The organism is Acidaminococcus fermentans DSM 20731, assembly GCF_000025305.1.
GTDB lineage: Bacteria > Bacillota > Negativicutes > Acidaminococcales > Acidaminococcaceae > Acidaminococcus > Acidaminococcus fermentans.
Genome location: NC_013740.1, coordinates 671638 through 686737 on the forward strand (window position 1 = coordinate 671638; position 15100 = coordinate 686737).

Annotated in this window: 14 protein-coding genes; 13 read left to right on the forward strand and 1 reads right to left on the reverse strand. The window is 39.4% G+C overall.

What is annotated here, in order from left to right; all coding sequences use genetic code 11:
- Nucleotides 1-28: 28 nt before the first annotated feature.
- From ACFER_RS10970 to ACFER_RS03065, 13 genes are all read left to right on the forward strand, one after another.
- Nucleotides 29-544 carry a serine O-acetyltransferase gene (locus ACFER_RS10970; RefSeq protein ID WP_012937961.1) on the forward strand — a complete coding sequence of 172 codons (516 nt, stop codon included), beginning with the start codon at nucleotides 29-31 and terminating at the stop codon, nucleotides 542-544.
- 20 nt (nucleotides 545-564) lie between these two features.
- Complete coding sequence (locus ACFER_RS10775; protein ID WP_049763438.1) at nucleotides 565-1533, forward strand: glycosyltransferase family 2 protein; 969 nt, start codon at nucleotides 565-567, stop codon at nucleotides 1531-1533.
- A 100-nt stretch (nucleotides 1534-1633) separates the two neighbouring features.
- Complete coding sequence (locus tag ACFER_RS03015) at nucleotides 1634-4153, forward strand: AAA family ATPase (protein WP_012937963.1); 2520 nt, start codon at nucleotides 1634-1636, stop codon at nucleotides 4151-4153.
- Between the two features lie 43 nt (nucleotides 4154-4196).
- On the forward strand, nucleotides 4197-5600 hold the full coding sequence (locus tag ACFER_RS03020) for a lipopolysaccharide biosynthesis protein (protein ID WP_012937964.1): 1404 nt from the start codon (nucleotides 4197-4199) through the stop codon (nucleotides 5598-5600).
- A 58-nt stretch (nucleotides 5601-5658) separates the two neighbouring features.
- Complete coding sequence (gene rfbA, locus ACFER_RS03025; protein ID WP_012937965.1) at nucleotides 5659-6540, forward strand: glucose-1-phosphate thymidylyltransferase RfbA; 882 nt, start codon at nucleotides 5659-5661, stop codon at nucleotides 6538-6540.
- A 69-nt stretch (nucleotides 6541-6609) separates the two neighbouring features.
- Entirely contained in the window at nucleotides 6610-6975 is a 366-nt protein-coding gene (locus tag ACFER_RS11620) for a four helix bundle protein (RefSeq protein ID WP_012937966.1), read from the forward strand.
- A 166-nt stretch (nucleotides 6976-7141) separates the two neighbouring features.
- A complete protein-coding gene (rfbB, locus tag ACFER_RS03035; RefSeq protein WP_012937967.1) occupies nucleotides 7142-8161 on the forward strand; it encodes a dTDP-glucose 4,6-dehydratase in 1020 nt (339 codons plus the stop codon).
- Nucleotides 8162-8184: 23 nt separating this feature from the next.
- The gene (gene rfbD / locus ACFER_RS03040; protein WP_012937968.1) at nucleotides 8185-9090 is read left to right on the forward strand and encodes a dTDP-4-dehydrorhamnose reductase; all 906 of its coding nucleotides are present in this window, start codon (nucleotides 8185-8187) and stop codon (nucleotides 9088-9090) included.
- 264 nt (nucleotides 9091-9354) lie between these two features.
- Nucleotides 9355-9960: a dTDP-4-dehydrorhamnose 3,5-epimerase gene (rfbC, locus tag ACFER_RS03045; protein ID WP_012937969.1), complete on the forward strand. Its 606-nt coding sequence runs from the start codon at nucleotides 9355-9357 to the stop codon at nucleotides 9958-9960.
- 237 nt (nucleotides 9961-10197) lie between these two features.
- A complete protein-coding gene (locus tag ACFER_RS11945) occupies nucleotides 10198-10470 on the forward strand; it encodes a VanZ family protein (RefSeq protein WP_081443249.1) in 273 nt (90 codons plus the stop codon).
- Nucleotides 10471-10635: 165 nt separating this feature from the next.
- Nucleotides 10636-11709: an AAA family ATPase gene (locus tag ACFER_RS03055; protein ID WP_012937970.1), complete on the forward strand. Its 1074-nt coding sequence runs from the start codon at nucleotides 10636-10638 to the stop codon at nucleotides 11707-11709.
- On the forward strand, nucleotides 11693-13948 hold the full coding sequence (locus ACFER_RS03060; protein WP_012937971.1) for a S8 family peptidase: 2256 nt from the start codon (nucleotides 11693-11695) through the stop codon (nucleotides 13946-13948). The genes ACFER_RS03055 and ACFER_RS03060 overlap by 17 nt, the downstream gene beginning before the upstream one ends.
- Before the next feature lie 214 nt (nucleotides 13949-14162).
- Nucleotides 14163-14627: an ATP-binding protein gene (locus ACFER_RS03065; RefSeq protein WP_049763439.1), complete on the forward strand. Its 465-nt coding sequence runs from the start codon at nucleotides 14163-14165 to the stop codon at nucleotides 14625-14627.
- Here ACFER_RS03065 and ACFER_RS11950 read toward each other — a convergent pair.
- Complete coding sequence (locus ACFER_RS11950) at nucleotides 14602-14793, reverse strand: helix-turn-helix domain-containing protein (protein WP_222831715.1); 192 nt, start codon at nucleotides 14791-14793, stop codon at nucleotides 14602-14604. The genes ACFER_RS03065 and ACFER_RS11950 overlap by 26 nt on opposite strands.
- Nucleotides 14794-15100 lie beyond the last annotated feature (307 nt).

The window sequence follows — 15100 nt, forward strand, 5'->3', positions numbered from 1 at the left end:
AATGCAACATATATTTGGGAGAATATAAATGAAAATTACAGGAATCAAATTAATAGATAGTTTTGGAATGAGCCTGATAAAAGTATATAATCACAGCTTGTATTGGAAAATGCGGGCGATAGTGGTTAATCCTCGTTCAAAGTATCCCAAAATTATTAAATGCATATTTTTAATTTTTATAAAAATTATGGATGAATATCACTGTGCATTTATCGGAACTGGGATAGGTTACGGAGCACATTTTGATAGTCCTCCACGGTTGCCTCATGGATTAAATGGCATAGTAATTCACGAAAGAACATATTTTGGAAAGAATTGCACGATTTTACACCAAGTAACATTTGGTGGTACTGTCCGCAATGGTGTTCCAATCGCACCAGTTTGCGGTGATAATTGTTTATTTGGCGCCGGATCTAAAATTTTAGGGGGAGTTACGATTGGAAATAATGTTAAAGTTGGCGCTAATGCTGTAGTAACTACAGATATGCCAGATAATGTTACATGTGTGGGAATCCCTGCTAAAATTGTAAAAAGAGGAAATTGAAACTATAGAAATAATGATTAATGGATGAAGGTGACATCATGGTTAATAATAGAGCAATTTCTTTTATAATTGTTACTTGGAATAATGAACAAGAAATAAGGGACTGTCTTTCTTCTATAATCTGCCTTACTCCAATACCATTTCAAATTATCGTAGTAGATAATTTATCATCAGATAATACTCGGGATATTATAAAAAAGGAATTTTCTCAAGTTAAGCTGATTGAAAGCAGTGAAAATTTAGGATTTGCAAAAGCTAATAATTTGGGATTAAAATATGTTAAATCTAAGTATGTTTGTTTTATAAATCCAGATGTTATTCTTACTGAAGATATTGTGTTGCCATCAATAAAGTTTTTGGAAAATGATATGTCAATTGGGCTAGTGAGTTGTCGTTTAACCAATAAAGATGGGAGCTGGCAAAACTCATGTCTTTCATTTATCAATTCACACTCAATTATCATAAATATTCTTCATTTAGGCAAATTGTTGCCTAAATGCTTATGCCGTAGATTTGCCCCGGAGTACTATAAAATCCAAAAAGATTATTATATGCCAGACTGGGTAATTGGTGCTGAAATGATAATGCGTACAAGTGATGCTAATGCTGTCCATGGATTCTCTGAAGAATATTTCATGTATACGGAAGATATGGACCTTTGTAAAAAAATACAGACGTTTTTAAATAAAAGAATTGTGTTTAATGCGGATGTATCGCTTATCCATTTAGGCGGTGCTAGTGAAGTACAGAATGTTAATTATATAAAGCAAAAGAAACTATTTCAAAATATCCTGATATTTTGTGAAAAGTTTTATGGCTTAAAAGAGGCTGATAAGACATTACGTAATATGCAGATGTGCTATTACATTCGTCTTTTATTGCTGAAATCCTTATATTATAAGGAAAACAGAAATTATATGATTGAACACGATAAAACGATTTTATCCTTCTTAAAGGAAGTTCACGAAAATCGCATTCTTTCTAGATAGCTTTTTGCTTATAGATTTCCCAAATGAGATGGATTCAGGAATTGTATTATTTTATCGATAGACACTCATAATAAGTTTAATTAGTATTAGAGAGGATAAGATGGCTACGGTTAAAGATATTTCTTCAGTGAAAATTAAGGGCGCAAATTTTCAGAACGAGACAATTTTTAACCTGTTTAGTGGGAAGAAAGTCTCTCTAATATACGGGGAAAATGGGGCAGGAAAAAGCACAATTGCCAGGGGTATTTATAATTGTGCTAATCAGACAGATAACCATGGAATAAGGCTAGCTTTTCTAGATTCTAATGAAAATGAATTAAACATAGATGATGCATCCAGACATATTTTTGTTTTTGATGAAGATTATATCCGGAGAATGGTAGGAATTCACTCTTCTACTGGTTTAAATTCCATTGTTATTCTTGGAGATTTAAAAGATGTAGAAGAAAAGATTGGTGAACAAAAATTATTGTTGGATAAAGAAACTACAGAATTTCAGCAAGAGGAAGATAAGCTGAATAAACTGACAGATTTTAAGAATAGAGAAAGCAAATTCTTCATAATAAATAATATATATGAAAAATTAAGAGAAGATGGTGGCTGGGCAGATCGTCTTAGAAAAATCCGTAATAATAAAGCAAAATCGAAAGTAAATAATAGCACGATTGATAATATAAATTCTCACCAGAAATTTTCACGGGATATACCAGGAACTATAAGTGGTAAACGGGAAGAACAGCATAACTGGATTAATAGCTGGATACAGGATAAAAAAGAAATATTTAATACTCAACTCCATCTTTTTCAAAATACATCTCAAAATGCGCTCCCCATTTCGAAATCAATATATCTTGGAGAGAATTCATTTGATGAAGTTGCATTTGTTGATGCGTTGGCGAAAGTTGTTGAAAAACCTAAAATTACGGAACGGGATGAATTAATTCTTTTGATTACAGCTACACTACAGGAAAAAGGTACAGATTTTATCAAGGATGTAAAAAATGAATTTGAAAAAGAGAAAGTAGAACGGTGTCCTTATTGCCAGCAAAAGATAGATCCTCAAAGAAAAAAGGAATTAATAAAGGCTCTCAGCAAGGTGTTGGAAGTTCAAACGAAAAATAATGTTTCGAATCAATTGAATCAATATAGAATTAACGAAATACCGGCTATTGAGTGGAGAGAATTTGAATCTCTGAACAAGGCTGGGCTGGTTGAAAACTGTAAAAATGCAATTGATGTATTAAAAGGTAAAATTGCTTTTGTAAATGGCTTACTGGAGAAAAAAATAAATAATCCATATCAAGCATTAATCGTGGAAACCAATGCAGTTGGATTTAACGTAGCGTATGAAAGTGCGATTAAGTATATTCAAGCATTGAATGAAGCAGTAGCAAGTTATAATAAGGCAATAAAAGAGCATCGAAACTTAGAGGAAAAGTTAGAGAAACTCAATGATAATATAGCATTTTGGGAAATTTATGAACTAACCAAAGAATTGGAAGAGGCCAAAAAACGATATGAATTACAGGAAAAAAATGTATATAGTCTTAAAAGAAAAATAAGTGCAATCCAGAAAGTCATCAATGAACTGGAAGAAAAAAAGAAGCAAGTTAAAATTGCTGTTGATGAAATCAATGCCTCTTTAGCATACATCTTTTTGTCAACAGATCGGCTTCAAATCGAATATGATAGTTCAAGCAATGAGTATAAAATTAAAGTAAACCATATGGATGTAAAGCCTGAAGATGTGTCAGTAGGAGAAAGAAATGCTATCGCATTGGGGTATTTTTTCTCGGATATAAAAAAAGAAAAAGAAAAGAAGAACTTTTATCAGGGAGAGTATTTCCTGGTTATTGATGATCCTATTTCAAGTTTTGACAGAGAAAATAGAATAGGTGTTATATCTTTGTTGCGAAAGGAGTTATTGAAATTCAAAAAAGGTAATAAAAATACTAAAATTCTTGTTTTAACACATGATATGCAGGTTTTATTTGATTTACATAAGATGTTTGATAGTATGGCCAATGAATTGGATGGAAACGAATCAAAAAGCATAAGTTATATTTTGGAAGCAAAAGAGCTTAAGCTTACTATTATCAATGAAAAAAAATATCATGAATACAGTTTTTTGCTGCAACGAATTTATGAATTTGCAAAAGAAATGTCATGTGAGAATTTGAATTCAGAAATCGGTAACATGCTGAGACGGGTTATGGAAGCGTATAGTACCTTTGCATATAAAGTGGGCGGAACTGAGTTATTTAATAAGAATATGGTCCTTGATAAAATAAAAAATGAAAAACACCGTGAATTCTATAGGAATTGTATGATACGCCTTTTTTTAAATGGAGAAAGCCATCTTGAAGAAAGGGTACAATCTTTTAATGATATGAATTTCTTTAGTATGTTGACTAACGAAAAAAAGCAAGAGTATGCACGGTATGTTCTTTGTTTTTTATACACGCTCAACCCAACGCATGTATTGAGACATTTAGAAACGAAGGATACTAAGGATGTTTCCAACAAAAAGGAATGGACTGAGGAAAGTTTAAAGAAGCAATTAGATATATGGCTACAGCAGATTAATGTACTTGCAGAAGCTAGTTATAAAAATAATTAGGTCTTTGAAATTTGTGTATTTTAATTATGAGGAGAGATGCTGGGTGAATTTGAAAGAAGTTGTAAAGAACATTTCATATTCTTTTTCTGCTAATTTGATTTCTCTTCTAATTTCTGTATTTATGGTCCTGTTTGTACCAAAGCTTTTATCGGTTAATGATTATGGTCTTTGGCAGCTTTTTTTGTTCTATTATTCTTATCTGGGATTTCTTCATTTTGGATGGGAAGATGGAATTTATCTTCGATATGCAGGTAAAACATTTAATGAATTAGACCGAAAAACATTTGCAGGACAGTTTTATTGTATTATTCTTTTGCAGATAGTACTAGTAGTAGTAATCAGTATCCTTAGTCAGGTTTTTGTGGTTAATTCTGATCGAAGATTAGCTTTACTTTGTGCTATTTGGCTCGCGCCTTTTGTTAATTTTAATAATCTTTGTAATTTCATAATGCAAATGACTAACCGTATAAAGGGGTATGCAAGGCTGCTGATAACAGAGCGTATCATATTTTTTCTTGGAGTGTTGTCTTTTTTGGTAATTTTAGGGTGGAATCAATTTCGATATATGTATGTGGCTCAGGTTTTTGCAGTAGTTTCTATGGCAGTGGTGGGAGTTTACTTATGCCGTAGCCTTTTGAGCCCTCATTTTGATAGTTTTGCTGCTATTCAACAAGAAGTTTATAAAAATCTAAACGTGGGAAGCAAATTGATGCTAGCAAATACTGCCAGTATATTAATTATTGGTATTGTACGCTATGGTATTTCTATAGGATGGGATGTGGCTACTTTTGGTAAGATTTCTCTGACATTAGGAATTTCTAATTTTTTTATGGTATTTATTAATTCAGTGAGTATTGTCTTTTTTCCTATTGTAAAACAAATGGATGAAGATAAAAGGTCAGAGACATATACGGTCATTAGAAGTGTTTTGACATTTCTGTTGTTCGCCGGTCTTATCGGATATTACCCTATTCGATATATTCTTTCATTGTGGCTACCAAAGTATGCGGATAGCTTGGTGTATATGAGAATTCTTTTCCCTGTATATGTTTTTGCAAGTAAAGTGTCTCTTTTGATTAATACATATTTAAAAAGTATGAGAGAGGAATTCCTCATGCTGAAAATTAATATAGTAAGTGTTATTTTTTCGTTAATTATTACAGTATTCACAGTTGGGATGTGGCACAATTTAGATGTTGCTGTTTTTTCTATCGTGATAATTTATGCTTTCCGATGTGGTTTGTCTGAGTACTATATAACTAAGCTTCTCAAGTTGAACTTTCGAAAGAATATGATAGAGGATTTGTTGATGTGTACTATTTTTATTGTCAGTGGATGGGCCTTTGACAATTTTTTATGCATGGTGGTTTATGGAGTGGCCTACGCAGTTTTTGTTTTGATTCATAGATGCAATCTGCAGCAGATTCTAAGAGCGCTAAAGGAGTAGTTTTAGATAAGCAAAGAAATATATCGATTTATGATTATGAATATATTGGAGGCGTAAAATGAAAGGTATAATCCTCGCCGGTGGTTCCGGCACCCGTTTATATCCATTGACCATGGTAACATCCAAACAGCTGTTACCTGTATACGATAAACCCATGATTTTCTATCCCCTGACTACCCTGATGCTGGCTGGCATCAGGGATATTCTGATCATTTCCACACCCAAAGATCTGCCCAATTTTGAGCGGCTGCTGGGGGATGGGTCCCGGTATGGAATCCATTTGAGCTACAAGGTGCAGCCTTCTCCCGATGGGCTGGCCCAGGCGTTTATTTTGGGGAAAGAGTTTATTGACGGGGACCGTTGTGCCATGATTCTGGGGGACAACATCTTCTACGGGGCTGGGCTGACGAAGCATTTGAAGGAAGCGGCGGCAAATGAAACGGGGGCTACGGTATTTGGGTATTATGTGGATGATCCGGAACGGTTCGGGGTCATTGAATTTGATGAAAAGGGCAAGGCCATTTCCATCGAAGAAAAACCCCAGTATCCCAAATCCAACTATGCGGTGACGGGACTGTATTTCTATGATGCCAAAGTCTGCGAATATGCAAAAAAAGTAAAGCCTTCGGCACGGGGAGAACTGGAAATTACGGATTTGAACAAGATGTACCTGGAACAGGGGAATCTGAAGGTAGTGACCCTGGGAAGAGGTTACGCCTGGCTGGATACCGGGACCATCAACAGCCTGTCCGAGGCCTCGGAGTTCGTAAAGGCAGTGGAGACCAGAGCAGGAATCCAGATTGCGGCGCCGGAAGAAGTGGCGTATGCAAACGGCTGGATCGACAAATCCATCCTGGAAGAAAGCGCCAAGCAGTATGGCAAGAGCCCGTACGGACAGTATCTCCAGAAGGTGGTGGAAGGGCGCGTGCTGCGGGAGTGATCTTGTAAAGGCAGTGGTTAAGTGATTAGGTGATTAAGTGGCTCAGTGAAAACCAAAGGAGTTGACGCAGTGGCTGTTATATCGTACCAGGATCTGATGGTTTGGCAGAAAGCAATGAATTTGGCAAAAAACGTTTATTGCTTAACTCGTAAATTGCCCCAGGAAGAAAAATATGCTTTGAGTGATCAGATGCGGCGGGCCGTAGTATCCATACCCGCCAATATAGCAGAAGGTCAATCAAGGAGAACCACAAAAGATTTTGTTCATTTTCTGTATATAGCCAAAGGTTCTAATGCAGAACTGATGACTCACTTAATGCTGTGCCATTCATTTGAATATATCCCCACAAAAGAATTCCAAACGGTAAAACAGCAAAGTGACGAAGTAGGAATGCTTCTGAACTTGTTGATTAGAAGCCTGGAAAAAAAGATGTAAAGATAGTGATTAGGTGATTAAGTGATTATAATCTAAAGAATCTACTGCTGAGATGATTGTATCGGAGTCACAGAACTTTCGACACGAAAAGGATTCAGTGAGCCCAAATCACTTACTCACTTAGCCACTTAATCACTTATAGATTATGATAAGAAAGGAAAAGATAATGAACATCATTGTCACCGGCGGGGCCGGGTTCATCGGCTCTAACTTCATCTTCCATATGTTAAAGGAATATCCTGAAGATAGAATCATTTGTCTTGATAAATTAACGTACGCAGGAAACCTTTCTACACTCGAACCTATCATGGACAAACCGAATTTCCGCTTCGTAAAGATGGACATTTGTGATCGTGATGCCGTTTATGGTCTCTTCGAAGAAGAACACCCTGACATTGTGGTCAACTTTGCGGCGGAATCCCATGTGGACCGGTCCATCCTGAACCCCGAAATCTTTTTGGAGACGAATATCATTGGGACCTCTGTGCTGATGGATGCCTGCCGGAAATATGGAATCAAACGGTATCACCAGGTTTCTACGGATGAAGTCTATGGGGATCTGCCCCTGGACCGTCCGGATCTGTTCTTTACGGAGACCACGCCTATCCATACGTCCAGCCCCTACAGCAGTTCCAAGGCCGGGGCGGATCTGCTGGTTCTGGCCTATCATCGGACCTATGGACTGCCGGTGACCATTTCCCGGTGCAGCAACAACTATGGACCTTATCACTTTCCGGAGAAACTGATTCCTCTGATGATCATCAATGCCCTCCATGACAAACCCCTGCCGGTGTATGGAGATGGTTTGAACGTCCGGGACTGGCTCTATGTGGAAGATCACTGTAGGGCCATTGACCTGATTCTGCACAGAGGCCGGGTGGGAGAAGTATACAATGTAGGCGGCCACAATGAAATGCGGAACATCGATATCGTAAAGTTGATTTGCAAAGAACTGGGCAAACCGGAAAGCCTGATTTCGTACGTAAAGGACCGGAAAGGGCATGACAGACGGTATGCCATCGACCCCACAAAGATCCACAACGAACTGGGCTGGCTGCCGGAGACAAAGTTTGCTGACGGAATCAAGAAAACCATCCAGTGGTATTTGGAAAACCAGGAGTGGTGGGAAAAGATTGTTAGTGGGGAATATCAGAACTACTACGAAAAAATGTATGGTAACCGATGAACTACCCAAGGAGGTCCTGAATCGTGAAAACTCTCGTCACCGGCGTCAATGGACAACTGGGGTATGATGTGATGCTGGAATTACAGAAACGGGGATATGAGGCCGTGGGGTGCGGGTCCTCGCCAGAGTATCGGGGCATGGCTGACGCTGTGGCAAAGCTGCCCTATGTGTCGCTGGATATTACTGATGATGCTGCAGTGGATAGGGTGCTGCAGGAGATCAAGCCGGACTGTGTGTGCCACTGTGCAGCCTGGACGGCCGTGGATGCTGCCGAGGAACCGGAGAACAAGGATAAGGTCTTTGCCGTGAATGTGGACGGGACACGGAATCTGGCCCGGGCCTGCCAGGCTTTGGATGCCAAGTTCATGTATATCTCTACGGACTATGTGTTCAACGGCCAGGGAACCGAGCCCTGGAAGGCAGACAGCCAGGAGTTCGCACCGCTGAACGTATACGGCAAGAGCAAGCTGTACGGGGAACTGGCGGTGAAGGAGCTGCTGGAGAAGTATTTCATCGTCCGCATTGCCTGGGTGTTCGGGCGCAATGGAAACAACTTCGTAAAGACCATGCTGAAAGTGGGGAAAAACCACGACACCCTGCGGGTGGTCAATGACCAGATCGGTACGCCCACCTACACGGCGGATCTGGCCCGGCTGCTGGTGGATATGCTGGAGACGGAAAAATACGGAACGTACCACGCTACCAACGAGGGCGGGTACATTTCCTGGTATGATTTTGCCACGGAGATCTTCCGCCAGGCCGGGTATTCCACGAAAGTGATCCCGGTGACCACGGAAGAGTATGGTCTGAGTAAAGCCAGACGGCCCTTCAACTCCCGGCTGGATAAGAGCAAGCTGAAGGAACAGGGCTTCCAGCCCCTGCCGGATTGGCGGGATGGGGTGAGACGGTATTTGGAGGAACTGGAGTAGTTCATCGTTTGTCGTTCATCGTTCGTCGTTGGATGGCCGAATGGAGATGGAGGATAGCATTGCTTAGCCAGAGGTTAAGTGACTAAGTGATTTATAACATTAGTGGTTAAGTGGCTAAGTGATTTGGAATCAGTGTTTTGGCTATTAATCGGGTCGGTGATATTGTCTATGAAGCGTAGTTCTTTCGAAAGAAGGAAAATCAAAGACAACAAAGCACTTAGCCACTTAATCACCTAACCACTTCAACCAGGAAAGGTGAAAAACATGCAAATTAAAGTGACGAAAAACGTGGGAGGCATTGACGGCCTCTGTATCATTGAACCGGCTGTGCATGGGGATGCACGGGGATATTTTATGGAAACGTATAACAAGAAGGACATGGAGGAAGCCGGGTTCCACATTGATTTTGTCCAAGACAACCAGAGCATGTCCACCAAAGGTGTGCTGCGGGGACTGCATTTCCAGAAACACTGTCCCCAGTGCAAACTGGTCCGTGCAGTGCGGGGTTCCGTATTCGATGTAGCCGTGGACCTGCGGGCGGATTCCAAGACCTATGGGAAATGGTATGGTGTGGAACTGACCGACGAAAACAAAAAACAGTTCCTGATTCCCGAAGGCTTTGCCCATGGATTCCTGGTACTCAGCGACGAAGCCGAATTCTGTTATAAAGTCAACGACTACTGGCATCCCAATGACGAAGGCGGCATGGCCTGGAATGATCCGGAAATCGGGATCAAATGGCCTCAGGTAGTGGGAGAATACCCTGGCTCTGCCAGTAGCGAAGGATACCAGATGGAAGATGGCACACCGCTGAATTTGAGCGAGAAAGATACAAAGTGGCTGGGGATTCGGGATACGTTCAAGTTTTGATGGAGAGGACAAACCAATAGCAGCATGGATATCCTCGGTCAACAAGGAAGAGTGTATCTCTGATGACGCAAAAAAATAGAAAAGCATATGGGCTTCTGGCATTTCTTTTGCTGACTATTCTCTTTATCTGGCTCCAATCCTTCCAGCAAGGAAGCCTCTCCCACAGGGAGAGCCAATGGGTACTGAAAATGGTCCAGAGGCTGCTTTCGGGAAATCGAATAGGAATCTGGCTCAACGATGGGGGGGATCCGCCGGTTGGCCCATTTAACGGAATACTCATCCTTGGGCCTTTTTACCAGTCTGTACTGTTGGAGAAGATGGGGAAAAAACTTTTCGGCGCGCATCATCGCTCTGGGCATCGCTGTTGCATCCATGGATGAAATCTTCCAATATTTTGCCGGAGGAAGGACGGCCACCTGGAAGGATGTGTGTCTGGATGGGGCAGGGGTAGTGGCCGGGATTGTGATGTGGAGAATGGGAAATGAGATGGGGAATTTGTTGAAAAGATAGGGTAGTATTATTGCTTCCAGTTAAGATATATTAAGCATGAGTATAAAATTCTAAGTCCCATTGATTTGATGAAATGGTATTTAGAATTTTATTTTTGTCCCCAAATTGACTTTTTTGTCCCAGAAGGATATACTGATACAAAGAGGCAGAAGGAGCTGGAGTGTGATGAAAAAGAAAGATATTATAAATTTAATCAGGTGTTTTGTAGAGGGCAATAAAACTGGTTTTAAAACGACCGCCATTCAAATTGCTCATGATTTTGATCAGAATGGTGATACCCAACTTGCACTCTATATCATGTCGCTTTTATCAGAAGCAAACTCATTTATTCCACAAGTACAGGATTCTACGACAATATTGGATCAACCACAGTTTTTTGAAAAAGTAACTGACTTCGAAGAAATGTTGTTATTGCCAGATTCCATTACGAATGATGTATTGGGCCTTGTAAATGCTATTAACTATCATATGGGTCTTCACCGATTCCTTTTTGAGGGAGCCCCTGGAACAGGAAAGACAGAAGCCGTGAAACAATTGGGGAGAATTTTAAAAAGGGATGTTTATGTAATCAATTTTTCAGAAATTATTGATAGTAAATTAGGACAAACTACGAAAAATATTGATTGTTTATTTAAGCAGATGAATGGATTTTATGAAAAACAAAAGGCTATTTTTTTGTTTGATGAAATTGATGCTTTAGCTTTGGATAGAACCAATAATCATGATGTAAGAGAAATGGGAAGAGCGACGTCTGCTTTATTAAAAAGCTTGGACCAACTGGATAAAGAAGTTATTTTAGTGGCTACAACTAACCTGGTCATGTATTTTGATAAAGCATTATTAAGGAGATTTGATTCTGTTATTAGTTTTAATCGATATACAAATGAGGATTTACTTACAATTGCTGAAAAAATCTTAAATCGCTATTTAGACCAGGCGCATCTGAAAAAACGGGATATTCGTTTATTTCGGAAAATCATGCAATTAAAGAAGAATTTACCGTATCCAGGGGATTTAAAAAATATGATTCGCACGGCTATTGCCTTCAGCAACCCGAATGACGAGGAAGATTATTTTAGAAGGCTATATAGTGAGATTACGGGTAAACGTTCCAATAATTTACAACAGTTGAGAAAAGACAATTTCACAGTTAGAGAAATGGCCATATTGACTGGAAAATCAAAAAGCACCATTGATCGTGAATTAAAGGAGGCAAAGTCTGATGAACAATCTGCTTGAGCTAAAAGGTGAATTTCAGCATATGAAAAATATTCCTGGTGGAGGTTCCCTAAGCCTGAAGAAAAAACAGGTGGTGGAAGCAAAACATCTTTCAGAACTTGCTAATGAATTGGAAAAAATTTCTTCTTATTGGGAAAAACATACAGAATTAGAAGGGGCTTTATTAAGTGCACATCATGATAGGGTGATTCCTAAATCCATGCGGCTACAGTTTTTATTTTCCAAAGGAAAATCAGTACCCAATGATTTTGTTGTTGGAGCAAAATTTGAAAAAAAAGATGATAAATCAGAGCAGAAATGTCATGTGTTTACATATTTTTTGCCATTGGAAATAGTAAAAAAAGCAATCAATCTACTAAAAATAACTGCAGAGGTTATTCAAAATGAATATGACGGAGTTATAGATTATAACAAGTTTGAATCCATTAAGAAGAATTTCCATAGTAAGAAGATAAAAAGGTATCCATTTCAAAAAGTGATCATTGATGGTTCGAATGTGTCATATTTTCAGATTGATAGAGTAGTAAAAGATGTCCAAGAGGATACTTTGGTAACGATTTATAAAACTAATGAAAACCTTCCAACAAGGAAGCTTCTTGCAAGATTTGGTATTTATATCCCACAAGAACGGATTATTGACGAACTGACTATACAAATGCGACCTGAGGAACTTGCAATATTATTGGATAAAGCGCCTTATCTGGTTTCTATGGGTGTTAATGACTTGACAACTTATGTGCCTGAAGAAGTTCCACTTATTTCGGATCAGGAAGAAAGAATCATTCCGTCTCCGAAAAATGAACCGATTGTCGGAGTTATCGATACTCCATTTAGAGAGAACGTGTATTTTCATGAATGGGTAGAATATATTAATTACATTCCTGATGGGATTCCAATCCAAGATAAAGATTACACTCATGGAACGGAAGTTACATCTATTATTGTGGATGGACCTAAGGGGAATCCACAGTATGATGATGGATGTGGGAGATTTCGAGTCCGACATTTTGGCGTAGCTCTTTCCGGAAGATTTAGCTCATTTTCTGTAATTCAGAATATTAGAAGAATTATAAGCTTGAATAAGGATATTAAAGTATGGAATTTGTCTTTAGGATCTATTTTGGAGATCAATGAAAATTTTATTTCTCCAGAAGCAGCTGAATTGGATAAGTTACAAAATGAATTTGACGTCATTTTTGTAATAGCTGGGACTAATTTGCCGCATGGTCAAGAAGGAAACCCCAATTATAGAATAGGAGCTCCAGCGGATTCTTTAAATGGTATCGTAGTGAATGCTGTAAATAATAAAGGCCAAAGTGCATCCTATTCGCGGACCGGTCCTGTTTTGTCCTTTTTTGTAAAACCAGATGTAAGTTATTATGGTGGGGATGGAAAATGTAAAGATTATATGGTTGTTTGTCAAGACGATATGGGACAAGCATATAACACTGGAACTTCATTTGCAGCACCTTGGGTTACTCGAAAAGTTGCCTATCTGATTTACGTGATGGGGTTGAGCCGTGAAGTTGCCAAAGCTTTATTAATTGATTCCGCAGCAGGATGGCATTGCAAAATTGACAATAAAAAAGGGTACGGAGTTTTACCTAGATCCATTCAAGACATCTTAAAATCAGAAGATGACGAAATTAAATTTTTGGTTTATGGAACGACAGAAAACTATACTACCTATAATTATCAATTGCCGATTCCTATAACAGATGATAAATTTCCCTATCTGGCAAGGGCGACCTTGGTTTATTTTCCGTTATGTAACCGAAATCAAGGTGTTGATTATACAAATACAGAACTGGATTTTCATTTTGGCCGAGTTGCTACCAATAAAAAAAATAACCAGCCATATATTAAATCGATTAATGGGAATTTACAAGCCGAAAAAGGGGGGAATGGTATTTATGAAATTGATGCAAGGAGAGATTATCGGAAATGGGATAATGTTAAATTTGTTTCTGATGTGTTGAAGTCCACTGTCAAACCTCGGACAGTCTATGAAAAAGGTATGTGGGGAATTAAAATCTACTGTAAAAATAGATTGTCTTCATCTGTACAATCAGGAATACCTTTTGGTTTGGTGGTCACTCTAAAAGAAATCAATGGGGTTAATAGATATGCAACTTTTATACAGATGTGTCAGGCAAAAGGTTGGATTGTAAATGAAGTCAGCATTGAAAATCGTATTGATATTTATCTGAAAGGAGAAGAAAGTATAGAGCTAGATTAATATTTAAAGTTGCTTAGTGTCAAGGGCGGAATATTTTTGACCCATGGGGGTGCGGATATTTTTTTGGACCTACACCGCAATGCCCTGCATCTTCCTATATTGTATTGGACTCATACCGCCAAGTGAAACTTTAATCCTTTTTCAGCATATCAGTGGATATATTGATTCAATATATGAATGCAGTTAAGGCCGGACTATAATTGACCTAAAGGGGGTGCGGATCCCGGCCGTGAAGACACTGGAGAAATTTGATTTTTCGTTCCAGCCCAGCCTGAATCCGAAACAGCTCCAGGAACTGCGTACACTTGCTTTTGTGGAACGAGGTGAAAATCTGATCCTGCTGGGCCCGCCGGGGGTCGGCAAGACACACCTGGCTACCGCGTTTGCGGTAGAAGCTCTGCACCACGGCAAAACCGCATACTTCATTACGCTAGCCCATCTTATTGAAGATCTGGAAAAACGACGGGAAAAAGGGCTGCTGTCCAGGCGCTGCAAATTTTACGCCCGGCCAGATATCCTGGTGATAGATGAAGTTGGCTATATGCAGCTGAGCCGGCAACAGGCAGAATTGCTGTTCCAGATTGTCTGCGCCCGCTATGAGCGGGGCACCATAATTATGACCAGCAACAAGTATTTCAGTGACTGGGGTGAACTCATGAGCGATTCAGTGTGTATGTGATAGCTGGAATGTACTCATCATCACTGGCAGTACGGCGCAGCTCTCGCGAGATTGTAGACTTGCTTCTGCCTAGTAACTCAGCAATGGCAGTGACAGATTTCCCCTCATCATAAAAAAGTAGTATCTTTTCGCACTCAATTAGTGTAAGATGTTTGTAGTGGCACATAGCTCCTCCTGGGATCTGAGTTGGCAGACACCATTATACCAGAAGTCTATGTGTCATTTCTTTATTTTGTTGCACTTACATTGTAAATCCGCCCATATTACCCTTCACCATCGACCTGATCCAGAACGTCGGACTCTCTATTTTACAAGCCATGAACCGGTACGATTCCAGAGCAAGAGTCTACTTCTGCACCGGCCTGCTGAACCTGTTCCTGGCAATCCCTCTGGCCATCCGCTTCGGAGGCATCGGCTGTGCCTTTGCTACAGGGCTCTCCATGTTTCTGGGCAATGGAGTTGTGATGAACTGG